19 protein-coding genes and 2 pseudogenes are annotated in these 22,835 nt (G+C 70.5%); 13 read left to right on the plus strand and 8 right to left on the minus strand.

The genetic code is table 11. The features are described 5' to 3' along the window. Nucleotides 1-218 precede the first annotated feature (218 nt). Nucleotides 219-848 carry an isochorismatase family protein gene (locus AB0R04_RS03835; RefSeq protein ID WP_363367901.1) on the plus strand — a complete coding sequence of 210 codons (630 nt, stop codon included), beginning with the start codon at nt 219-221 and terminating at the stop codon, nt 846-848. Between the two features lie 137 nt (nt 849-985). After that, complete coding sequence (locus AB0R04_RS03840) at nt 986-1,873, plus strand: DUF4240 domain-containing protein (RefSeq protein ID WP_363367903.1); 888 nt, start codon at nt 986-988, stop codon at nt 1,871-1,873. 131 nt (nt 1,874-2,004) lie between these two features. Here the strand turns inward: AB0R04_RS03840 and AB0R04_RS03845 are convergent, their stop codons facing one another. Next, nucleotides 2,005-2,886: an SDR family oxidoreductase gene (locus AB0R04_RS03845; RefSeq protein ID WP_363367905.1), complete on the minus strand. Its 882-nt coding sequence runs from the start codon at nt 2,884-2,886 to the stop codon at nt 2,005-2,007. Nucleotides 2,887-2,970: 84 nt separating this feature from the next. On the opposite strand from AB0R04_RS03845, the gene AB0R04_RS03850 reads away from it, so the two are divergent. Both AB0R04_RS03850 and AB0R04_RS03855 read left to right on the plus strand, forming a co-directional pair. Next, on the plus strand, nt 2,971-3,552 hold the full coding sequence (locus AB0R04_RS03850) for a helix-turn-helix domain-containing protein (RefSeq protein WP_363367907.1): 582 nt from the start codon (nt 2,971-2,973) through the stop codon (nt 3,550-3,552). Nucleotides 3,553-3,844: 292 nt separating this feature from the next. Then, on the plus strand, nt 3,845-4,408 hold the full coding sequence (locus tag AB0R04_RS03855) for a DoxX family protein (protein ID WP_363367909.1): 564 nt from the start codon (nt 3,845-3,847) through the stop codon (nt 4,406-4,408). 137 nt (nt 4,409-4,545) lie between these two features. Here AB0R04_RS03855 and AB0R04_RS03860 read toward each other — a convergent pair whose 3' ends face one another. Continuing rightward, nucleotides 4,546-5,745, minus strand: a complete 1,200-nt coding sequence (locus tag AB0R04_RS03860) for an FAD-dependent monooxygenase (protein WP_363367911.1) — start codon at nt 5,743-5,745, stop codon at nt 4,546-4,548. A 168-nt stretch (nt 5,746-5,913) separates the two neighbouring features. Here AB0R04_RS03860 and AB0R04_RS03865 point away from each other — a divergent pair, with 168 nt between their 5' ends. The 4 genes from AB0R04_RS03865 (at nt 5,914) to AB0R04_RS03880 (ending at nt 9,191) form a co-directional block, all read left to right on the plus strand. Next, on the plus strand, nt 5,914-6,441 hold the full coding sequence (locus tag AB0R04_RS03865) for a MarR family transcriptional regulator (RefSeq protein ID WP_363367913.1): 528 nt from the start codon (nt 5,914-5,916) through the stop codon (nt 6,439-6,441). A 195-nt stretch (nt 6,442-6,636) separates the two neighbouring features. After that, a complete protein-coding gene (locus tag AB0R04_RS03870) occupies nt 6,637-7,200 on the plus strand; it encodes a hypothetical protein (protein WP_363367915.1) in 564 nt (187 codons plus the stop codon). A 286-nt stretch (nt 7,201-7,486) separates the two neighbouring features. Further along, complete coding sequence (locus AB0R04_RS03875; protein ID WP_363367917.1) at nt 7,487-7,933, plus strand: nitroreductase family deazaflavin-dependent oxidoreductase; 447 nt, start codon at nt 7,487-7,489, stop codon at nt 7,931-7,933. A gap of 307 nt (nt 7,934-8,240) precedes the next feature. Then, complete coding sequence (locus AB0R04_RS03880) at nt 8,241-9,191, plus strand: MerR family transcriptional regulator (protein ID WP_363367919.1); 951 nt, start codon at nt 8,241-8,243, stop codon at nt 9,189-9,191. 28 nt (nt 9,192-9,219) lie between these two features. Here the strand turns inward: AB0R04_RS03880 and AB0R04_RS03885 are convergent. Then, nucleotides 9,220-9,366: pseudogene (locus AB0R04_RS03885) on the minus strand (IS256 family transposase); the annotation flags it as partial. A gap of 728 nt (nt 9,367-10,094) precedes the next feature. Between AB0R04_RS03885 and AB0R04_RS03890 the strand changes: the two are divergent. Together AB0R04_RS03890 and AB0R04_RS03895 are read left to right on the plus strand one after the other, a co-directional pair. Beyond that, the gene (locus tag AB0R04_RS03890; RefSeq protein ID WP_363367921.1) at nt 10,095-11,438 is read left to right on the plus strand and encodes a VCBS repeat-containing protein; all 1,344 of its coding nucleotides are present in this window, start codon (nt 10,095-10,097) and stop codon (nt 11,436-11,438) included. A gap of 58 nt (nt 11,439-11,496) precedes the next feature. Further along, nucleotides 11,497-12,837, plus strand: a complete 1,341-nt coding sequence (locus AB0R04_RS03895) for a VCBS repeat-containing protein (RefSeq protein ID WP_363367923.1) — start codon at nt 11,497-11,499, stop codon at nt 12,835-12,837. Nucleotides 12,838-13,110: 273 nt separating this feature from the next. Here the strand turns inward: AB0R04_RS03895 and AB0R04_RS03900 are convergent, their stop codons facing one another. Continuing rightward, nucleotides 13,111-13,722 carry a hypothetical protein gene (locus tag AB0R04_RS03900; RefSeq protein WP_363367925.1) on the minus strand — a complete coding sequence of 204 codons (612 nt, stop codon included), beginning with the start codon at nt 13,720-13,722 and terminating at the stop codon, nt 13,111-13,113. Nucleotides 13,723-14,074: 352 nt separating this feature from the next. Between AB0R04_RS03900 and AB0R04_RS03905 the strand changes: the two genes are divergently transcribed. Further along, the gene (locus AB0R04_RS03905) at nt 14,075-17,074 is read left to right on the plus strand and encodes a trypsin-like serine protease (RefSeq protein ID WP_363367927.1); all 3,000 of its coding nucleotides are present in this window, start codon (nt 14,075-14,077) and stop codon (nt 17,072-17,074) included. 568 nt (nt 17,075-17,642) lie between these two features. Here the strand turns inward: AB0R04_RS03905 and AB0R04_RS03910 are convergent. Next, nucleotides 17,643-18,632 (minus strand): hypothetical protein, encoded by a 990-nt coding sequence (locus tag AB0R04_RS03910; protein ID WP_363367929.1) that lies wholly within the window; start codon nt 18,630-18,632, stop codon nt 17,643-17,645. A 328-nt stretch (nt 18,633-18,960) separates the two neighbouring features. Here AB0R04_RS03910 and AB0R04_RS03915 point away from each other — a divergent pair, with 328 nt between their 5' ends. Next, a complete protein-coding gene (locus tag AB0R04_RS03915; protein WP_363367931.1) occupies nt 18,961-19,866 on the plus strand; it encodes an alpha/beta fold hydrolase in 906 nt (301 codons plus the stop codon). Here the strand turns inward: AB0R04_RS03915 and AB0R04_RS03920 are convergent. The 3 genes and pseudogenes from AB0R04_RS03920 to AB0R04_RS03930 all read right to left on the minus strand — a co-directional run bounded on the left by AB0R04_RS03920 (nt 19,844) and on the right by AB0R04_RS03930 (nt 21,923). Continuing rightward, the gene (locus AB0R04_RS03920) at nt 19,844-20,044 is read right to left on the minus strand and encodes a hypothetical protein (protein WP_363368028.1); all 201 of its coding nucleotides are present in this window, start codon (nt 20,042-20,044) and stop codon (nt 19,844-19,846) included. The two genes, AB0R04_RS03915 and AB0R04_RS03920, sit on opposite strands and share 23 nt — an antisense overlap. Before the next feature lie 842 nt (nt 20,045-20,886). After that, a pseudogene (locus AB0R04_RS03925) lies at nt 20,887-21,009 on the minus strand (LysR family transcriptional regulator); the annotation flags it as partial. Between the two features lie 182 nt (nt 21,010-21,191). Beyond that, complete coding sequence (locus tag AB0R04_RS03930; protein ID WP_363367933.1) at nt 21,192-21,923, minus strand: SDR family oxidoreductase; 732 nt, start codon at nt 21,921-21,923, stop codon at nt 21,192-21,194. A gap of 188 nt (nt 21,924-22,111) precedes the next feature. Here AB0R04_RS03930 and AB0R04_RS03935 point away from each other — a divergent pair, with 188 nt between their 5' ends. After that, entirely contained in the window at nt 22,112-22,702 is a 591-nt protein-coding gene (locus AB0R04_RS03935; protein ID WP_363367935.1) for a helix-turn-helix domain-containing protein, read from the plus strand. Nucleotides 22,703-22,835: the final 133 nt, after the last annotated feature.

The raw sequence follows: 22,835 nt of genomic DNA on the forward strand, positions 1-22,835 counted from the left end.
TTTTGGGCCCGCCCCACGTTCCGCCCTGTGACCAGCAACTTTAGTCGCCCGCCCGGTGGGCTCGGGCGGCGCCCCAGGCGTTCCGGCGCCCCGCCCTGACCAGTGCTTGCGCCCCGGGGGGCAGGGGTATAGCGTCGAAGTAGTCACTAATCTTGACTATCAAGATTAGTGACTACTGGCCGCCAACGGAGCCGTGGTTCAACCCGAAGGAGCACACGATGAGCGAGCACAGCAAGTTCCTGGAGCCGGTCACCCGGGAGAACGCCGCCGTGGTCCTGGTCGACCACCAGGTGGGCCTGCTGTCCGGCGTCCGGGACATTCCGCTCGGCGAGCTGAAGCACAACGTGGTGGCGCTGGCGCGCGCGGCGACCGTGCTCGGCATCCCCCTGGTCGTCACCACCACCGCGGCCGACAGCATGTGGGGGCCGACCACCCCGGAACTGGTCCAGGCCCTGCCGGCCGGACAGCGGATCATCGACCGCGGCACGGTCAACGCCTGGCACGACGCCCGGGTCCGCGAAGCCATCGAGGCCACCGGGCGGCAGAAGCTGATCTTCGCCGGAGTGTCACTGGAGGTGTGCGCGGCGCTGCCCGCGATCGCCGCGACGGCCGCCGGGCACCACGCGTACGTCGCCGTGGACGCCTCCGGCACCTTCAGCCAGGCCAAGCGCGAGGCGGGACTGCTGCGCATGCAGCAGGCGGGCGTCACCGTCTCCGACTACGCCACCCTCATGGTCGAGGCCCTGGCCGACAACGCCGCCTCCGAGGCCGGCGACCTCTACGCCGCCCTCGACATGCCCTTCGCCGTCCTGGTCGGCCAGATCTCGGCGGCCGCCCGCCCCGCGTGACGGTCGGCGTACTCACCCGATCCGGCCGTCACCGACCCGCGCCACGGGGGGCGTGCCTCGCCCCGTCGTCTGTCAGTGCCGGCTGGCATTCTGCCGGGCAGAAGAGGCCGGCAACGGGTGGCAAAGGGCTGTGTGCGATGGGTTTTGAGGGCGGGGTCTGGCGTCTGCTGCGCGGGGACGAACTGGTGGGCGAGATCGTGGTCGAGGAGGCGGACTTCCCGTGGCTCCACGGGCGCTTCGTGCCGGGAACGGCGTTCCCCGCCGTCCAGCGGCTCTTCGTCCGTTCGCTCGCGCTGTCCGAGGCGGAGGACTGGGAGGCCTTCGACGACGCGTACGACGAGATCACGAGCACCGTGTCGATGCTCTCGCCCTCGGGGCCGGTCGCCGAGTTCCTGCTGCACATCCAGGACGACAGGGCTTGGTTCCGGTGGAGTGGCGAGCCGTTCGAGGACGCGGACGGGCAGGGCGGACGTGAGGCGGACAGCGCCGGACCGTCCGCGGGAAGCGACGTCGACCTCGGTCTCGGCCTCGACCTGCCGGTGATGACGTGGGAGCAGTTCTGGCAGTTGATCGAGGTCCTCGGGGGTGGGGCCGGTACCGAGACGTGCGAGCAGCTCGAAACCGCCTGCGTCCGCCTGACCGAAGTTCTCGCGTGCGAACCGCTGGGCCAGATCATCGGCTTCGGTGAACGTCTCGCCGAGGCGCTGCACCGCCTGGACCAGGAGCAGTTCGGGACGCTGCCGATCACCGGGGCGGTGTTGCCCGACGGCTCGCCGTTCCCTCAGTCGAGCGACCACTTCCTGTACGCGCGAGCTGCGGTCGTGGCTGCGGGCCGCGACGTGTACGAGAGCATGTTCCACGATCCCGAACGGTTCGCTCCGTACACCGCGCGACAGTGTGAACCGCTGCTCTACGTGCACGAGGAGGCGTTCGAGCTCGTGACCGGGACGGAGTGGGACCGCCTCACCCGCTACGACTACGAGTCCTGCTCGAACGCGGACGGCTGGCCCGAGCTGCGCGGCTGAGCGCCGCCCGTCGCAGAGCACCGTTCGCCGCAGGCCCGGGCCCCGCTCGGCGGGCGAGCGGGGCCGGGTTCCCTGGCGGCCGCCGGTCCGTCTGTCCGGCAGGCAGACAGGCAGACAGGCAGGCAGGCGGCTCAGGCTTCGATGTTCTCCAGGTCCGCGAGCAGGCCCGGGTGCGTCGGCTTCCAGCCGAGGGCGGTGCGGGTGTGAACGCTGGAGGCGGGCTGGTCGGCCGCGAAGACCGGGCCGAGGGGACCGAAGCTCTCCTGCGGCACCGGCTCGACCGGAAGGCCGAGCCGCCGTCCGATGACCGCGGCGATGTCGCGTACCGCGTCGCCTTCGTCGGCGACGGCGTGCCACGCGCTTCCGGCCGGGGCCTTCTCCAGGGCGAGCCGGAACAGGACGGCGGCGTCGAGCGCGTGGACGGCGGGCCAGCGCTGCGCGCCGTCTCCGGGGTAGCCGACGACGCCGGTGCTGCGGGCGATGCCGGTGAGCAGCCCGGCGAACCCGCCCTGGCCCTGGTTGTGGACCGTGCGCGGCAGCCGTACCGCCGAGCTGCGCACGCCGCGTGAGGCGAGTGCGAGTGTGCGGTTCACCGACAGGCTGCGTCCGCTGACGGGGCCGTCCAGCGGCAGCGGGTCCTCCTCGGTCGAGGCGCGTCCCGCCACGAGGGGCGTGCCGGACGCGGTGACGAGCGGCCTGTTCGTGCCGACGAGGGTGTCGCCGAGGGCGGCGAGTGCGGCGCTCTCCTCGGCGATCCCTCGCGCGAGTGCGTCGGGCGAGCTGAAGTCGTTGCTGAAGGCGAGGTGGATGACGCCGTCCGCCTGTTCCGCGCCGGCCCGCAGCACGTCGAGGTCGGCGAGCCCGCCGCGGAGCACGTCGGCGCCGGCGGTTTTCGCGCTGGCCGCGGAGGCGTCGGATCGGGCGAGGGCGGTGACCAGGTGGCCTGCGGCGAGCAGTTCGGCGACGACGGCAGAGCCGATCAGGCCTGTGCCGCCGGTGATGAAGACGCGCATGGTGAGCTCCGAGGAGTGATGCGACTGTTGTCCCATCACTGTACGACGCGATGCGACACTTGTCCCGTCATCTAGACTGGCAACATGCCGCGATGGAAACCCGATGCCCGACAGCGCCTGGTCGTGGCTGCGCTAGGCCTGTTCGCCGAGCAGGGCTACGACGAAACGACCGTCGCTCAGATCACCGAGCGGGCAGGGCTCACGCGGAGCACCTTCTTCCGCCACTTCACGGACAAGCGCGAGATCCTCACCATGGGACAGACGGCGCTCAGCCGCCTGCTGGCCGAGGGCATCGACGGCGCCCCCGCGGACGCGACGCCGATGACGGCCGTCGCGGCCGGACTCGAGCGCGCATCGGGCGAGATGACGTCGTTCAACCGCGAGCTCAGCCCGCTGCTGCACGCGGCGATCGAGGCGAACGCGGAGTTGCAGGCGCGCAACGTGCTGAAGTGCATCGGCATGGCCACGGCGATGGTCGACGCGCTGAAGCGACGGAACGTCGCGGAACCCACGGCGCAGGTGGCCGCCGAACTCGGCGTCCTCGCGTTCAGGCTCGGCTACGCCCGGTGGACCGACCCCAGCCACGACGAGGACCCCGGCGGGCTGACGCCCCATACGCGCGCCGCGTTCGACGAACTCCGCGCGGCAGCCGCTGAGCTGCGCTGAGCTCCGCCGATCTCCGCTGAGCTCCGTATCGGCCGCTACGAGGAATCCTGCCGCCGGTTGCTGCCGCGTAGAGTGGATACGGAGAGTGCTGGATCACGGCTTCCCTTCTCGGAGGGTTATCGGTGAGACACGCGGATGCCTCCGGTGAGGCGGTGTCGGTCCGGCTGTTCCTGGACTTGGTCGACGGCGGCGCGAGTCGCGCCCGGCCGATCTGATCTGCGCGTCGACGCCTCGTCTCGGGAGAGGCGATCCTGCTCGCGGCGGTTGCGGCGCGCGGGAGGAGACCTTCGCCATGAAACTGACCGCCGAGCGGCTGCGGACCTCCGTCCGCAGTGCCGCTCCGACCTCCACGCATCCGCCGCCGGTGTCCGCCGCCGATGTCGGCCTGCTGGTGCTCCGGCTGGCCGGCCTGCTGCTGGCCGGCCACGGTGCCCAGAAACTCTTCGGTGTGTTCGGTGGCGCCGGTCTGCATGCCACCGGTAAGGGCTTCGAGGCCCTGGGCTACCGGCCCGGCGTCCTCTTCGCCACGCTGGGAGGAGCCTCCGAGCTGTGCGGCGGCCTGGGCCTCGCCCTCGGGCTGTTCACCCCGCTGGCCGCCGCCGCCGTGATCGGGGTGATGATCAACGCGATGTCCGTCAGCTCGCGCGGCGGCCTGTGGGCCGACAAGGGCGGCATGGAGTACCCGCTGTGCCTGGCGCTGATCGCGATCGCGGTCTCCGCCATCGGCCCCGGACGCCTGGCGCTGGACCGCCCGTTCCGGTGGGGCCAGGGCGGGTGGTGGAGTGCGGCCGTCGCCCTGGGGATGGGCGGCATCGGCGCGGGCATCGTGCTGTCCCTGCAAGGGGTGACTCTCTAGCGCCGCGTCAGCACCGCGTTGGACCACCACTACGTGCGCGAAGCCAGGACCAGCAACCCGTCGCATCCCTCAGCAGGTGTGGCCGCTGGGCAGCGCGGAACCGTCCGACTCGCTGAGCCCGGCACGCGGGCGGGCCGTCATCCGGCGTGGTCGTAGTCCGGCAGGATCACGTCGCTGTGGGCGGCACGTCCCCCCGTTCCCGCCGGGTTGGTGGGGTTGCGCAGGGCCGCGTTGCGGGTGTCGAGCATGTCCTGGGTGCCGGGGATGAGGGTGGTGCCGCCGGAGCCGGCCAGCGCCTGGTTCCGCTCCACGAAGGGGCGCGCCTTGCGCTCGTAGGCCGCGAAGGCGGCCGCGTGGTCGGTGTGGCCGGCCAGTTCCCCGGCCAGGAGGTAGGCGCCGACGAGCGAGACGCTGGAGCCCTGGCCGGACAGGAACGAGGTCGCGTGGGCCGCGTCACCGGCGAGGGCGACGCGGCCACGGGACCAGGTGGGCATGTGGATCTGGCTGACGACGTCGAAGAACAGGTCGTCGGCCTCGCGCAGCGCGTCCACCAGGCGCGGGAGGTGCCAGCTGCGCTCGGGGAAGGCGGCGGCGACGAGTTCGCGCTGCGCCTGCGGGTCCCGGAAGGCGTCGACGGGGGCGTCCTCCCGCTTGAGGACGAGGAACCCGTGTACGCGGTCGGCGGGTTCGTGGGCGTAGAGGACGGCCGCTCGGCCTGGCGTGTTCCAGATGATCCCTTCGTGGGCGAGGCCCAGGTCGTTCGCGAGGGTGAAACCGGCGAAGACGTGGCCGAGGTAGCGGTGGAACGCGTCCTCGGGGCCGAAGACCAGCCCGCGGGTGTTGGAGTGCAGCCCGTCGGTGCCGATCACCAGGTCGAAGGTGCGGTGGGCGCCGCTGTCGAAGGTGACGTCGACGCCGTCCGCCCGGTCGTCCAGGGCGGCGATGGAGTCGCCGAAGAGGAACTCGACCCGGTCGCGGAGCGGGGCGTGGAGGGTGCTCGCCAGGTCGCCGCGCCGTACTTCCAGGTCCAGGCCTGCGGCGCCTCCGGTGACGGCCTCGGGGGTGACGGAGCCGATGAGCGCCCCGTCCGCGTCCACGAACGAGAGCTTGCGCGTGTCCACGTGGGCCTCGCGCAGCTGCGGGAGCAGCCCCATGCGGTCGACGACCTCGCGGGCGGCGCCGCGGATGTCGATGGCGTACCCGCCGCCCCGTACGGCTGACGCCCGCTCGACGACGGTGACGTCGAAGCCGTAGCGGTCGAGCCAGTAGGCGAGGGCCGGGCCGGCGATGCTCGCGCCCGAGATGAGGACCTTGCGGTTCGCGGAGTGGTTGTTCACGGTGTGCTCTCCTCCTGGCGGCGCAGCCCGGCGGTCGCCTCCTGGCGGTCACACCGAAGATGCGTACCTTAGGTATCTTTATGGACGGCACAGTGCACCCGCGGAGAGCGGGCACAGCCCCAGGATATAGATACCTAAGTTAGGTATTCAAGTGGAGGTGGTGGTCCGATGACCGCGGACTCGCCGGACGACCCCGGCGCGGACGAGCAGGCGGCAGCCGTCTGGGCGGCCCTGCCCCGGCTGGCCCAGCTGAGCAACGCCATGACCCGCGGCCGCCTGGCCGAACGGGCGGCCGAGGCGGCGGGACTCGCCCTGGAACGCCCCGCGCTGAGCGCGCTCATGACCCTGCACATGGCGGACCGGCCGCTGCGCATCGGGGAGATCGCCGAACGGATGCAGGTGGTCGGCCCGCACGTCACGCGACAGGTCCAGGCGCTGGAGCGGCGCGGCCTCGTCCATCGCGTCGGCGATCCGCACGACCGGCGTGCCAGCCTCATCGAGGCGACCGCTGAAGGAACGAGGACGGCGAACGCCTACGCGACGTCCATGATCGGCTGGTTCACGGACGCGATAGCGCACTGGTCGGACCAGGACCGCGGGGACCTGGGCCGCCTGCTCGCGAAGCTGGCCGACGACGTCATCGCCCGCCTGGCCCTCCTCGACGACGGCGGAGGCGCGCCACCGCCCGCCACCTGACCCGGCCCGCCCCAACCTCAGGAGGGCCGCGCCGGGTGTCCGCGCGAGCTGAACGCGCGGCCGGCATCCACCCCGCGAGGGCGGCACCTGAAGGGTCAAGGCGGCATCTTGAAAACCCGTCCCACCCCATCTCGTTCGGGTGAAACCTCCGAGGCCACCGGCATCGGAGGGCCCGGACGGCGACATCATGCCTCCATGATCACTTCTCCTCCTCGGCCCGCCCGCCGGCTGCGCGCGGGCGCTGCGGCCCTCGCCGCCCTCGGCGCGCTCGCCCTCACCGCCACAACTGCCGCCGCCGCCCCCGCCGCCCCCGCGCCACGCCAGGCCGCCCCGTCCACGCGTACGGTCGCCGAGCCGCACTGCGGTGAATGGGTCGACTACAACGGCAACGAGGACCGCCGGATGAAGAGCTGGCTGTGCCTCTACGACAGCGGGGACGGGGGGATCTACCCGACGCTGTGGACCGAGTGCGGCTGGTGGAAGATCATCGGCTGGGCCGACCCGCCGAACGGCTGCCGCATCTGGGAGCCCAGCTCCTACGAGATCACCTTCCCGGACGGCACCAAGACCAAGGACGCGGTCTTCCCCGGCGCCTCCGGCAAGAACAGCGCCGCGAGCAACGGCAGCACCCACCCCTGCCAGAACGGCACCTGGAAGCTGTGGTCCTACTACGGCGTCCAGATGAAGGACATCCTCGGAAACTGGGGCAGCAACGTGGCCGCCACCCACGAGGTCACCTTCAACGTCACCTGCCCCTGACCTGGCATCCGCTGAGGGTCCGGACCTGGTCCGGACCCTCAGCGCCGGGCAGTTCGCGATCGGGCCCCGAACCGGCCGCCGCAGCCGCCGCCGGAGCCGCAGCCACACCGTTGACCGCTGGTCACCACCGGCCCGGTCCGCGGCGGTACGCCCCGCCGTCGCGCCGCCTCCTACCGGGCCGCGGCCTCGTGGTGAATCATGGAGGCGGCCGAACGGAGCGAGGGCCTCGGGGCGGACGGCACCAGGTCGGCCGCCGCCGGTCCTCATCGAGTGGGACGGGAACAGCATGCCTCTTAGCGGCGAATACCAACCGAGCCCGGAGAAGTGGGTCAGCGACCAGGTCGCGCTGTACGAGGGCTCCGGGGGCACCGAGGGCACGACGCTCCGGGGCGTGCCGGTGGTCGTCCTCACCAGCCTGGGGGCCAAGAGCGGCAAGATCCGCAAGAACCCGCTGATGCGGGTGGAACACGAAGGGGCCTACGCCCTGGTGGCCTCGCAGGGCGGCGCGCCCAAGAACTCCACCTGGTACCACAACCTGGTCGCGCACCCGCAGGTCGAGCTCCAGGACGGCTCCGTACGCCAGGACATGACGGCCCGTGAGGTCGAGGGTGCGGAGCGGGAGCTGTGGTGGTCCCGCGCGGTCGAGGTCTGGCCGGACTACGCCGCGTACCAGACGAAGACGGACCGGGTGATCCCCGTCTTCGTGCTGGAGCCGGAGACCGCCGGCCGTTGACCCCGAACGGCTCGGGCGGGGCCCGGAGCGCCAGAAACCGCCCGCCCGCCCGAGCCCTTCGCCCGGCACGGCAGCTCCCGTGCACGACGCGACGTGTCACGACGCGACGTGACATGACATGACACGAACGGAGAACCCGGCCGGAGCGGGTGAACCGACCGGTCCGTCGAGGCGTCCCGATCTTCGACGAGCTCCAGCATCTGATCGACGAGACCGACGCCCGCTGAACGGTCCCGTGGGGTGGTGGGTGGTGGGTGGAGGGAAGATGACTTGAGTCTCCACCAGGGGGAGACGTGAGGGTGGGGGCATGGACGGCGACGGACTTTTCACGATCGGGGCTTTGGCCCGTAGGACCGGACTGACGGTCAAGACCATACGGTTCTACTCCGACATCGGGATCGTGCCGTCGACTGACCGAAGCCCGGCTGGCTACCGGCTCTACGACCTCACTGCGCTCGCACGCCTGGATCTGGTGCGCACTCTTCGCGACCTGGGCCTGGAACTTGCCGTCATTCGGCAGGTGCTGGACCGGGAGGTCTCGGTGTCCGCGGTCGCGGCGGCCCACGCCGACGCACTGGAGGTGCAGATCCGCACCCTCCGGCTGCGACGCGCGGTACTGCGGGCGGTGGCCAAACGGGGCTCTACTCCCAAGGAGATGGACCTCATGCACAAACTCGCGAAGCTCTCCGACGACGAACGCCGACGCCTCGTCAACGACTTCATCGACGACGCCTTCGGCGGTCTCGAAGCCAACCCCGACTTCGTGGCCCTGATGCGCTCGGCCATGCCCGAACTGCCCGACGACCCCGAGCCCGAGCAAGTCGACGCCTGGGTCGAACTCGCCGAACTCACCCAGGACCCGGACTTCCGCGCCTCCGTGCGACGGATGGCCCAGCACCAGGCGAACGAGCGCGCCCAGGGCGACACCACCGGCCTGCACCAGGAGCTCACCGAAGCCGTCCGCGACCGGGTCGGCGACGCCCTCGACGCCGGCATCGCCCCGGCCTCCGCCGAGGCTGTGCCCATCGTCGGTGACCTGACCGCCCGCTATGCCCAAGTTTTCAACCGTGCGGACGACGGCGAGCTGCGCGAGTGGTTGCTGACGCGTCTGGAGACGGCCAACGACCCTCGGGCGGAACGCTACTGGCACCTCCTTGCCGTGATCAACGCATGGCCCGTCCCGCCGAGCCTTGCGCCCGTGTTCGCCTGGCTCATCGCAGCCCTGCGCGCCGGGACCAGCAGCCCCACCACCGTGTAACCTCCCGCCCGGCCCTCGCAGCCCCTGATCAGGCTGCGAGGGCCTCGGCACGTTCGACGAGCAGGCCGCGTTCGAAGCGAGCACCGGCGCGGACGAGCGCGACCAGGTGGGCGCCGTTGACGGCGCGCCACCGGGCCTGGGTGGACTCGACCAGCTTGAACACCATCGCGAGTCCGGTCCACGCCTCGGACGATTCGCGGTAGCCGTCGGCCATGGCCACCACGTTCAGGGCCACCTTCCGAACCGTCACCGACCGCATTCCGGAACGTCGATCGCCCTGCAGTCGTATGCGTCGGCCCGGGGCGCTGGGCGTCCGCATCCGACCGCGGTGGACGGCTTGGGCCAAGGCCGGTTCAGGCCAGCACGGACCCCTAGTTGGGCCACTGGCCGGCGGGCAGGATCGTACCCAACGGCAGCGACAAGCAGCCGAATGAGGAACCGGGGCAGCGTCACCGCGGGACGCACCGGATCCGGACCACTCCCTGTTGCGCGTGTGTCCCGAAGGAGCCCTGTCATAATCCGCACCCGCATCGCGAAGGCCGCCGCGGTCGCCGCCCTCGTCACCCCGCTCGTCACCGCCACCCCGCTTCCGATGCCGCCCCTGGTGAGCACCGACACCATGGGCCGGCAGTAGCAGCCCACTTCGGGCCCACCCGCACGTCACCGGCCCGGGCGCCGCGCCCGTCGCCGCGATGGCGCCGCGCGGCCGGGGCGGTCGCCGAACCGGGGCCGTCGCCGAACCGGGGCGTTCTCACTCTGCTCTCACGTGTTGCGCGCCGGGCTTGTCCATGCCCTGTCCGGCGCACGGTCGAAGGCGAATTCCCTCAGTGCCCTTGAGACCTGTCGTGGCCCAGATCTCTGGCGACGACACATCCGACCTGCGAACGAAGGAAACGTTTCACCATGAAGAGGACTGTGCGCAACGCCCTGCAACTTCTCGCGGTGAGTGGGGTCCTGGCCGGCGGGATGATGGTTGCGACGAGCCCCGCGCACGCGACCCTGCCCGATGTGTCCTGCGGCACGGTCACCTCCGCCGACACCACCGCCGCCGCCCAACTGAACCAACAGCTCACCGGAAGCCTGCGGAACGCGATGAACGCGTACCGGATGTCCTGCGCCCGGGCCATCGTCAACACCGTGCGGGCCAACGGCTTACCGCAGCAGGCCGAGGTCATCGCGATCACCACGGCGATTGTGGAATCCACCCTGCGGAACAACCCGAACATGGAGGACCACGACAGTGTCGGCCTGTTCCAGCAGCGGGCCTCGTGGGGCACCACCGCGCAGCGGCTCGACCCGGCGACGACGACCCGCAAGTTCATCAGTGCGATGCTCTCGACGTATCCGAACAACACGTGGCAGAGCAAGTCGATCGGCGAGGTCTGCCAAGGCGTCCAGCAGTCGGCCTATCCCAGCCTCTACCAGGTTCAGGCGGCCGACGCGCAGAAGATCGTCAACGCCATCGGCCAGAGCCCCGCTATTCCGGTGGGGATGACGGGTTTTGCGTCGGCTGACTTCAATGGTGACGGGAAGACCGATCTGGCGGCGGTGGATGCGGCGACGGGGAAGATGTACCTGTACCCGGGTACCGGTGTCGGTACGTTCGGTGAGCGGAGTCTGATCGGTACCGGTTGGGACACGGTCAGCAATGTGACGCCGGGTGACTTCAACGGCGATGGGAAGGTCGACCTCGCCGCGGTGAACACCGCCAACGGGAATCTGTACGTCTATCCGGGCAATGGCGCCGGCGCGTTCGGCACGCCGTGGTTGGCGGGCACCGGCTGGAACAACCTGGACCACCTTATCGGTGGTGACTTCAACGGTGACGGGAAGTCGGATATCGCCGCGGTCGGTACTGCTGACGGGAATCTGTACGTCTATCCGGGTAACGGCGCCGGTTCCTTCGCAGCGCCGATCAACGCCGGTACCGGCTGGAACACCGTGGGTAAATTCGCGAGCGGTGACTTCAACGGTGACGGGAAGTCGGATATCGCCGCGGTCGGCACTGCTGACGGGAATCTGTACATCTATCCGGGTAACGGCGCCGGTTCCTTCGCAGCCCCGATCAATGCCGGTACCGGCTGGAACATCATGCGCGACCTCATCGGTGGCGACTTCAACGCCGACGGGAAGTCGGACATCGCTGCCGTCCAGGCTCCGCAAGGATCCACCGGCGACATGTACTTCTACCCTGGCACCGGCCAGAGCACCTTCGGCAACCGCACCAACATCGGCACCGGCTGGTAGCCGCCCCCCCCAACCCAGCAGCCGACACACACCATTGACCAGATCGAGGTAGACAGCCATGCCCAAGAACAGCCGTTTCCGCCGCGCGTCCGTTCTCGTTCCGTTAATCGCCGCCCTGGCCGCCGTGGGCCTGACCGCGCCGCCCGCCCAGGCCGGCTCCTCCCTCGGAGGCCCCGTCAACCGATCCGAGATCCTGCAGCGCGCCCAGTACTGGGACGCCCAGAACGTCCAGTACAACCAGGGCGCGACGTACGGGGACGGCGACGGCCACACCTACCGCACCGACTGTTCAGGGTTCATCTCGATGGCTTGGCACCTGTCGGCCACCGGGCTCGGCTCGCCGACCACCAATACCCTCGACAGCCGATCGCTGAGCACGCGCATCAACAAGAGCGAACTCCGCCCCGGCGACGCGCTGGACAACATCAGCGACCACGTCGTGCTCTTCGTGAGGTGGAACAACCAGGCGACCGGGGACTTCACCTACATCCACCAGTCGAACCCGAGGACCGACGTGACCTATGGGAACGGGAACGTCTACACCGGAAACATCTCGAGCTACCCGGCGAGCAGCTACGTGGCCCTCCGTCTCAACAAGGTCGTTGAGGACAACACCACGCCTCCGCCGGCGACTCCGGTGGGGATGACGGGTTTTGCGTCGGCTGACTTCAATGGTGACGGGAAGACCGATCTGGCGGCGGTGGACGCGGCGACGGGGAAGATGTATCTGTACCCGGGTACCGGTGTCGGTACGTTCGGTGAGCGGAGCCTGATCGGTACCGGTTGGGACACGGTGCGCAATGTGACGCCGGGTGACTTCAACGGCGATGGGAAGGTCGACCTCGCCGCGGTGAACACCGCCAACGGGAATCTGTACGTCTATCCGGGCAATGGCGCCGGCGCGTTCGGCACGCCGTGGTTGGCGGGCACCGGCTGGAACAACCTGGACCACCTTATCGGCGGTGACTTCAACGGTGACGGGAAGTCGGATATCGCCGCGGTCGGTACTGCTGACGGGAATCTGTACGTCTATCCGGGTAACGGCGCCGGTTCCTTCGCAGCGCCGATCAACGCCGGTACCGGCTGGAACACCGTGGGTAAATTCGCGAGCGGTGACTTCAACGGTGACGGGAAGTCGGACATCGCCGCGGTCGGCATCGCTGACGGGAATCTGTACATCTATCCGGGCAACGGCGCCGGCTCCTTCGCAGCCCCGATCAACGCCGGTACCGGCTGGAACATCATGCGCGACCTCATCGGTGGCGACTTCAACGCCGATGGCAAGACCGACATCGCTGCCGTCCAGGCTCCGCAAGGATCCACCGGCGACATGTACTTCTACCCCGGCACCGGCCAGGGCACCTTCGGCAACCGCACCAACATCGGCACCGACTGGTAGCCCCTGGGTGACGCACCCGCTCTGACGCGAGAACCCGCCCCGGGCCCGGGGCGGGTTCTCGCGTCAGAGGCGCACTGCTTCGACACTACCGCCGGATGACCCTGCGTCGAGACCGTCGTACGGCGGTCCGCCGCTGCCGGATCATCGGGGCGCGGAGGTGAAGGTCTGCGAGGTGCCCTTCGGGTGTCTTGCCGTACCTGGTGCGGGACCTGCGGCAGCGAGGTGACGCCCTGGAGGGGGCGGGTGCGCACCCATCGACAGGGCGCGCCGCTGTCAGAGTTCGGGGAGCGGACAGCCCCGGCCGCTGCCGATCAGCTTGTTGACGACGCTCAGCGCGTCCTCGTGGCGGAACAGCACGGCGTACGGCAGTGCCGCCGCCGAGTGCCGTCGTACCAGTGTGGTCTGGTCCTCGGGAAGTTCCGGGTCCGCGACCAGCTCGGCCTGTGCGAGCAGTTCGGGTTGGTCGGTGCGGACCAGCTCCGCAGCGCAGAACCGTTCGAGTTGGTCCGGCCACGCCACGGCGACGCTCGGGCGCGGCCCGGGGGCGGCCGCCGGGGTCGCCAGCCAGGCCCGCACCGGGTCGTCGGAGGGGACGCGGCCGGGTTCGAAGAACGACCAGAACGTTCCCGGCCACATGGCGGAGGCACGGTAGGCGGTGATCGACACATGGCTGCCCGTGGTCAGGTCGACTGCCAGGTGCACCGGCACGCCTTCCTCGTACCAGTGCGCTCCGTACTCACAGGCGGCGAAGCGACGTCCGTCGTGGTCGAGGAGTACGAACGAGGTGTTACGGCGGCGCTCGGTGGCCAGGTCATGCCGTGTCACCAGAACGTCCAGCAACTCCTGGTGCCGTTCCGGTAGTTCCTCGCGGGAAAGGTTGAGCACGGGAGCCTCCAGGTCGGCTGTTCGGCGGATCGGGTTCCCACTCTGCCTGTCCGGGAGCGATGAGGTGTGCGAATTCGAGGTTTCCGGGGACGTCCCGTCGCAGCCGATCCGGTCCGAGCGCCCGGCGGTGGCCAAGCGGCGAACCGGCTGGTGGCATCCGGGCGTCCGAACCGCGGACCGGCAAGCGTTCTCGGCCGACGCGTACCTGCTCTGAACTGCGCGTTCACCCCCGCCCGTAGGCACGGGTGAGAGGGCGCCGAGGCGCCCCACAGTTTCGAGCCCCGAGGAGTTCCCGTTGGTCCACCACATCGAAGATCCGGCCCGCCGCAGGGGCAGATGGCGAAGGCCGCTCGTGGCCTTCGCCACCGCGACCGCCGTCGTGGGAGTGCTCGCGGCTCCCGGCATCGCGCCCGTGGCGAACTCCTTCGGGAGCCCTTCACCCTTCCTGTCCTGGCATCAACTGATGGACATCCAGGGCAAGATGAACGAGACCGCTTCGGCCGTGGAACAGGTGTCGGGTCAGATCGGCAGCCAGGCCCTCGCCGGCGTGGTCGCCGCCCCCGAGACCAAGCACCTCACGGTCTACTGGCACGGCGAGCTGGCGCCCGAGGTCCGGGCGGTCGTCGCGCACAGCCCGGTGCGTGTCGACGTCAAGTCGGCGCCGCACAGCGCGCAGGACCTGAAGGACGCCTCGCGCGAGGTGACGCGCATCGCCGATTCCGTCGGAGTGCGGATCGCCGACGTGGCGATGCCGCAGGACGGGAGCGGCCTCACCGCGACCGTGGTGGGCGGCGAGGCCGACGCGCAGCGGCTGCGGCGGGCGGTGGCGTCCGTGAGCGTTCCGGTGACGGTCGAAGCGAACGGCACGGAGTCGATCAGCCTCGGCGAACCCTCGCGCCGGAGCGATCCGAGTGCCGGCGGCGCGCAGATCATCGCACCGTTCTGCAGCACGGCGTTCGCGATCAACTACCGCGGCGAGGACGCCATGCTCACCGCGGACCACTGCTTCATGCCGAACAACGAGACCAACGTCCGGTACGGCGTGGACGATACGGGCGGACAGGGGCCGGCGATCGGCACCCGGATCTCGCCCCACATCGTCCGCCAGGACGAGAGCGGGCCCGTCTACCTCGACGCGGCCGTCATCAAGCCCTCTTCGAACATCACGATGGACCAGCAGATCTGGACGGGCGGCGCGGCCGACCAGTCCAGCATCTCGCAGACCAAGAAGTGGGTGAGCGCCGCGCAGGTGGCGCACGAGGGGAACTGGATCTGCAACGAGGGCGCCCGCTCGGGCGAGATCTGCAACATCCAGGTCACCACCAAGGTGACCGACTACTACGCCAAGGGCCCCGACAACCTGGGCGGCGACGTCGAGCACCACTACATGTACGGGTGGAAGGCCCTCAAGCAGTTCACCGCCGCCGACAACTCGTCCATCGCGGCTCGCAGGGGTGACAGCGGAGGCCCCGTCGTGCTGGGAGGCGGCCCGGGCCTGCCGGGGGCGCCGCCCAACATCACGGCCCTGGGCATCGTCTCGGCCACCACGGGTGGAACCTGGAGCTGCAAGACGCCGGGAAAGACGATGGCGACCACCTGCTCGGGCGGCATCATGTTCGTCGGCCTGGAGGACGCCCTCCCCATGCTGGGCGCCAAGATCGGCGTTCGCGACTGGAGCACCGGGCACCTGAGCTGGGAGGACTTCGGCAGCGGCGGCGGGGGAGTGGCGATGGGCTCCGACCCCAAGCCGCACGAGCACGACGAACTGGTCGACGGCAACGGTGCGGCGATGGCCTACGACGTCCCGAGCGGCCGGCTCGTCGGCACCCGGCCCGGTGACCCGCGAGCCGACTGGGAACTCCTCCAGACGACGGACGGCGGCTGGATGTTCCGGAACCTGGCCGCACCCAACGAGTACCTCGGCCAGTCCGCCGACGTCGGACTCCAGATGTCGGACTGGGAGGGCGGCCACTGGTACTTCCACCTCCAGATCAAGGGCGGGAACTGTCTCGCACTGTGGCCCGGTGCGAGCGTGCCGAACAGCACCGCGACACCCGGCAACGCCCCGTGCGACCACAACGACGAGAACCAGCTCTTCAAACTGGTGCCGGTCGGCGACGAGGACGCCGACCTGCCGAGCACGCCCGGCTCCCCGCCCGCGGACAGCCTGCACCTGCCGTCCCAGCAGCCGCCGGTGAAGCCCTCCGGGCCCTCCGTGGACGCGGCCTACTCCTTCCTCGCCCAGCGCCTCGACGCCCACGGCACCGGCAGCACGCTGCGTGTGCCCCGCAGCTACCAGGGCGGGCACTTCGAGGACCCGAAGCTGTTCGGCCCGGACGGCTTCCAGGCCTCCTTCACGTACGACAACGCGCTCGTCATCACCGCGTTCCTGCAACGCGGCGGAACCGACGACGTCGCCCACGCCACGGCGCTCGGCGACAGCCTGCTGTACGCCCAGGCCCACGACATCACCCCGGACGGCCGCATCCGCGCCTCCTACGAGCCGGACCCCTTCGTCAAGACCCCGTCCGGCGAGCCGTACGTCGGCGGGTTCTCCGTCTACACCGGGAACATGGCCTGGGCCGGCATGGCGCTCACCCGGCTCTACCGGGTGACCGGCCAACAGCGCTTCCTGGACGGGGCGTTGAAGGCCGCCAACTGGATCCAGAACAACACCGCGGACACCCGCGGCGCCGGCGGCTACACCGGCGGCCTGCGCAACGACGACGGCACCGGCCAGACGATGGTCCCGCTCACCTGGAAGGCCACGGAGCACAACATCGACACCGGCGCCTTCTTCGCGATGCTCGCCGGCGTCACCGGCGACGCGGGCTGGGCGCAGCGCTCCACCAACGCGTTCCGGTTCGTGAAGTCCGTGCAGGCCGCCAACGGCCACCTGTGGACGGGCACCGGCCTGGACGGGGTGACCACCAACGACGACGTCGAGCCGGAGGACGTGCAGACCTGGAGCTACCTGGCCACCCTCGACCCGTCCTACGCGCCCGCCGTCGACTGGGCGGCCGGGCGGATGGCGGCCACCGACGGCCCGTACAGCGGGGTGGGCTTCAGCGGCAAGGACACCAGCGGCGTCTGGTTCGAGGGCACCGCCCACCTGCTGGCCGCCTACCAGGTCCGCCGCGCGGACGGCGACGCCGCGAAGGCGGCGACCCTGATGGCGACCCTGCAGAAGGCCCAGAGCGGCGCGGCCAACACGGACGGCAAGGGCATCGTCGCCGCCTCGCACGACGGCCTGGACACCGGGGAGGGCGACTTCTACTACTCCTCCCTCCACACCGGGGCGACCGCCTGGTACGTGATCGCCGCACAGGGCGGCAACCCCTTCCGCCTGTGACCGGCAGTCGCGGCCGCCGCACCGACGGCGGCCGCGACTCGCGGGACCGCAGCGCCAACTCCCCAGCGACCAGCCCGACGACTACGACCGGGCCTGCGAGGTCGAGGCCCTGGCTGAGGTGATCGGCCTGCGCGGCCACGGTCCCGTCAACCTTTTCGCGGGCTGTGGGTCGGTTGCCAGATGAGTGGGCTCCGGCCGATGACCGGAGCCCACTCATCTGGCGTCGGTGAGTTGCCGGTGCCTTCGTCTCACGGGGCGAAGGGCGCCTTCGGGGTCGGTGAGCGCCGCCTCTGCGACCGGTGATCAGCCTCCCAGTGGTGCCCGACTATTCGCCCGTCCCGGCCTCGGGATCGGAGGCGGTCACGAAGGAAAGCAGCTGACGCCCGAGACCTCTCCTCTCTCCCCCCGGCCGGGGCGGCTGTGGGAGGGTTCCCTGGCCCGCCGTCGGCTCTGGTGCCGGCCGCAGGGGCCCGAGGTCTCGGGCAGCCGGCAGCTCGGACGGGCGGTGTCCTTATGCGGGTCCACCGAGCTGTCCGTTGTCCGCATCGCGAACCTGGCAACCGCCCTACTACGGCAGGCGGTGGTCGTCGAAGGGGTTGTCGGGCTCGTGGGGCTCGTACCGCTCGAAGTCGGGGCGGTCGATGAGCTCAGCGACCGAGAAGGGGTGCCGGTGGTCGGTGAGGAGCCGGTGGACGAACTCGGCGGTGGAACCCTCGAACCGCGCCCAGCTGTCGCCGTCCTCGTTGCGGGCGATGACCGGCCACCGGTTCGGGTCTGCGTCCTCCGTCAGCCAGTAGAACTGGTCGGCCCGGACGGAGCCGGCCCACTGCAGGAGCCCGCCCGGAGCCGGGTGGAGCTGGTGAGGCCGGTAGAGGTCGGCGATGCCGGGGTCGTCGGCGGCGAGTTCGGCAAGGCGGAGGGCGTGCTCGACGAGGCACAGGAACTGCCGGAACGGGTCGTCGTGGCCGGGCGGGGGGCCGGGCAGGGAGATGTCGAGGAAACCTGCGAACGTGCCAGGGCCGAAGTGCTCCGCCAGGTGCCGGTAGTCGGCGGGCAGGGCGGTGCCGAGCCTGGCCTCGGCCGACGACCAGTCGACGGGCCACTGCCGCGACTGCGGTCGGCCCGTCGCGGCGGCGAGCCGCCGAACCCAGCGGTCACCCGGTACGTCGGCCTCTTCCTCCCCGTCCTCGGCGAGCAGGCAGGCCGTCGCCGGGTCGGCCCGGCGGGCCGTCACCGCGACCAGGTGCGGCGCGCCGCCGTCGTTGTCCCGGACGATCCCGCAGCCGATCCAGCGCTCGCCCACCGCCCACCCGCACAGCTCGACCAGACGCCCGACGAACGGGGCTACCAGCGGCAGCCCGCTGTCGACGTCGAGCGTCGGGTCGACGAAACCGCCGGTCGCGAGGTTGCGCGACGACCCCCAACGCGGGCGCAGCGCCTCAACGAGGCGGCGGTGGGCGGTGGTGAGGTCGCCGTCGGCCGGCAGGCGGGCGATGTCCGGGGCCGGGCCGATCAGCAGGGCGTCGATGCGGTGCAGGTGGTCGGTGGTTTCATCCATGGCGTCAGTCAACCGCGGGCCGCTGACAGGGGTTCCGGTAGTTCTCGTCGTCGGCCCGGGCGCTGTCCTTCGGGGGCGTGGACGAGCGGCGTCATGCGGCCGTCTCTTCGCAGGTCGACTGGGCGAGTCCTTGGGCGCGGAACGCTGCGGACCAGACCCGCCCGAAGTAGTCCTGCGGCCAGCGAAGGTCGAGAGCCTCGGATGGCCTACCTGGTCGACCACTTCCTGAAGCCCGCGACCTATTCGGTATTTTACCAGAATGGCGATGGAAATTCATATCCATTAGGGGGTATGGAAAATTGGTACCTCGTTCGCTATGTTGGCGCCCATGACTGCGATTGCTGAATTAATTGTCGAATCCGGCGAATTGCGCCTGTGGACCGAACGAGTCGGCAACTCAAACGATCCGGCGGTCCTCCTGGTGATGGGGACCGCCGCACCCGGCATCGGATGGCCGGACGAGCTGGTGGATGTGCTGGCCGCCAGCGGTCGCCAGGTCATCCGCTACGACCACCGGGACACCGGCCGGTCCACCTGTCTGGACTTCGCCACCCACCCCTACACGCTGGCGGACATGGCCGCCGATGCGACGGCCGTGCTCGACGGCCACGGAGTAGCCGCCGCGCACATCGTCGGGGCGTCCCTGGGTGGAGCGATCGGCCAATGGCTGGCCGTTCACCGCCCTGAACGCGTACTGACTCTGACCGCGATGATGACCGGCCCGATGGGCCACAGCGCGGGCCCGGCCTGGGCGCGCGCCATGGCCGGCCAGGCGCCCGACCCCAGCGACCTGCCGCCACCCGCAGCACGCTTCCTGACGCACCTCGCACAACGCGCCGCTCTCCCGCAGGGGACTCGCGACGAGTACGTCACAGCGAACCTGGAGACGTGGCGCGTGCTCAACGGCGACATCCTTCCCTTCGACGAGCCTGCCGCTCGCCGCTTCGTGGAAGCCTCCTTCGACCGGACCGGTAACCACGGTGCGGCCCTCAACCACGATCTGGCTGGACGCCACATGACCGAAGACCGCCTTGCTCCGCTGTCCTCGATCAAGGCCCCGACACTGGTCATGCACGGCACGGAAGATCCCCTGCGCCCGCTATCGCATGGCCGTGCCCTCGCCGATGAAATCCCTCACTCCCGATTCCAGCTGATTCCCGGTATGGGGCACACGCTGTTCTCCCCCGGACTTCCCCAGCAGATCGGCGAAATCATTCGCGAGCACACCGCGTAGAGAGCGGAACATCGACGTGGCGCTGGACCTCGCGGGCCTCGGCCAGGTGCCCGACGACCTGACCGGTGCCCAGGTCAACCGCATCGCCAACGGCCTCGCACGGGCCGGCGACGTCGTGGCCACCACCGTCGCCGAGTTCTTCCCCCGCGACGTGGTCCACGTCCAGCAGGTACTGCACCGCTTCCCCTCATCAGCGGCTGACCCCCGGCCGAGCCACCCGCGCCCACCGCCCCGGGGCGACACCCCCGTCCGTACGCACCCCGTTCCCAGCGGCACCAACGGCTCGGCCGAGGTTCGGGAGGTGGGTGGAGCTGCCGCCCTCGGGGATGTCGGGCAGGCGGCCGTTGCGTGCGTGCCAGGCGAAGGACACGGGACGGGGGCGGTCAGTCGGCGACGGGTCGCCAGGCGGGGCCGTGCCCGTCGGGGTGGACTCGGTCGAACACCACGTCCGCGAAATGGGCGCCGAGGCCGGTCGTGTCCGGTCGGGCCAACTCGGCGACCAGGCGCCGGCGTTCCTGTGCGGCCTGGTCGGGGTCGGGGTCGGCGGCGGCCGACGGGCTCGAACCCGGCGTCCCGGCAGGCGGCCGTGACCAGGTCGACCAGCGGCGGGTTGTTCCGGCGGGCCGGCAGGGCGACCACGAGTTCCTCCCGCCACACCGGGATCAGCCGCACGCCTTGCTGCGCCGCCACCTCCCCGCGCACGAAGGCCGCGTCCCACTCCCGGTCGGCGACCCGCCGCAGGCGCTCCTCCGGCGCCGCCGAGGCCAACTCCGCCCGGGTGCCGGGCGCGTTTCGCTCCAGCGCCTCCAGTACCTCCAGCACCCGTTCCAACCGCACGCCCATTCCCCGGTTCGTCCCGACGCGCAGCACGGTCTCCCGCGCGGCGACGAAGCCGCCGACCAGGTCCGGGGCCCGCTGTCCGGCCGCCAACACCTCACGGGCGCCGGGCAGGAACGCCGCCCCCGCAGCACTCAGCCGCACGCGGCGCCCCGAGCGGTCGAACAACTCGACGCCCAGCTCACGCTCCAGCCGGCCGATCTGCTGACTGACGGCCGACTGCACGATCATCAACCGCTCGGCCGCGCGACCGAAGTGCAACTCCTCCGCCACCGCGACGAAGTACCGCAACTGACGAGATTCCATGCTCCATCCTTCGGCCGGGCCAGTTGCCCCGGTTCGGGTAGCGGCGTTTCCCGCAGCCGGGCCGACGGCCGACCGCGGTCGGGTCGACCGTGGCGCCCCGGCAACCCGCTGCTCCTCCGGGGCGCTTCTCCAGTACTCGCCGGGAGCGGGGCACCCGCTCACCTCATCCCGTTGCGGGGGGCCTATCCCTGGGCGGTGGGGCGAACGACGATGTCGCCGACGTCGACACCGTCCGGTTGTTCGATGGCGAAGGCGATGGCGCGGGCCACCGCGGCTGGCGGGAGGGCGATCTCCATCAGCTTGTCGATCTGGGCCTTCGCTGCCGGGTCCATGTGCTCCGCGAAGTCGGTGCGGACGGCGCCGGGTGAGACGACGGTCACGCGCAGGTTGGGGCCGGCCTCCTGGCGCAGGCCCTCGGAGACGGTGCGCACGGCGTTCTTGGTGGCGGCGTACACGGACTGGAGCGGGACGATGCGCAGTCCGGCGGTGGACACGGTGTTGACGAAGTGTCCGAATCCCTGTTCCCGGAAGAGGGGGAGGGCCGCGGCGATTCCGTACAGGACGCCTTTGAGGTTGACGTCGATCATCTGTTCCCAGTCCTCGACGCGCAGGTCGTCGAGGGGGGAGATCAGGCCGATCCCGGCGTTGCTGACGAGGACGTCGAGCTTGCCGTATCGGTCGCATGCCAGCTTGACGAGGTTGGGGAGGTCTTCGCGCCGCGTCACGTCCGTGCGGGTCCAGGCGGCCTCGCCACCGGCCTGTTCGATGCGGGCGGCCAGGGCCGCGAGACGTTCCGGACGGCGTGCCCCGAGGATGACCTTCGCGCCGCGCTCGGCCAGCAGAAGCGCGGTCGCCTCGCCGATGCCGCTGCTGGCGCCTGTGATCGCCACGACCTTGCCTTCGATTCCCGGCATGCTCGCCTGTCCTTCCAGAGTGCGGATTGCGGAGTTGGAGTGCGGAGTGCGGAGCAGAGGGGGCGTCAGGGCAGGTCGGACCATGCCCTAGAGTGAAAGTGGAGGCTCCGCCACTTCGCCCAGGCTAAATGGCGGAGCCTCCACTTAGCAACGGAGAATGAGCAACGGAGAGAGGGAACGAGCCGCCGATGACCCGAGAGGCAGGGCGCCCGCTGAGGGCCGACGCGCAGCGCAACCGGGACAAGATCCTGGCCGCCGCGGTGCGCGTGTTCAGCGAGGAGGGGCTCGACGCCCACTTCGAGCGGATCGCCAGGGAGGCGGGCGTGGGAACGGGCACGCTCTACCGCAACTTCCCGACCCGAGAGGCGCTGATCGAGGCGGCGTACCGCAACGAGGTGGCCCGGCTGTGCGAGGCCGCCGCCGGCCTCCTGGAGACGATGCCGCCCGCCGAGGCCCTGCGGGTGTGGACTCGCCGCTTCATCGACTACGCCACCGCCAAATACGGCATGGCCGATGCCCTGCGAGCCGTCGTCGCCTCGGGCAGCAACCCCTACGCCGACAGTCACGAGATGATTCAGGGCGCCCTCAACTCCCTGATGGAGGCCGCTGCCGCCGCCGGAACGATCCGCTCCGACATCCGTCCGACCGACATGTTCGCCGCCCTCGCCGGAATCGCCCTCACCTCGGCCAAGCCCGAGCAGCGTGAGCAGGCCGAACGCCTTCTCGACCTCACCCTGGACGGGCTGAGATCCGCGCCGCCCCAGCCGCCCGGTAACTGACGACAGAACCCGGACGCCACCAGGCCGCCGGTTCGCCGCTCGCGCCGACGAGCGACGGACGCCGTCCCGGACAGCGGCACCACCGGGATCCGCTCGACGGGGGAGTGGTTCGACCCGGACAGCGCTCCCCACC

This window comes from Kitasatospora sp. NPDC056731, assembly GCF_040687675.1.
GTDB lineage: Bacteria > Actinomycetota > Actinomycetes > Streptomycetales > Streptomycetaceae > Kitasatospora.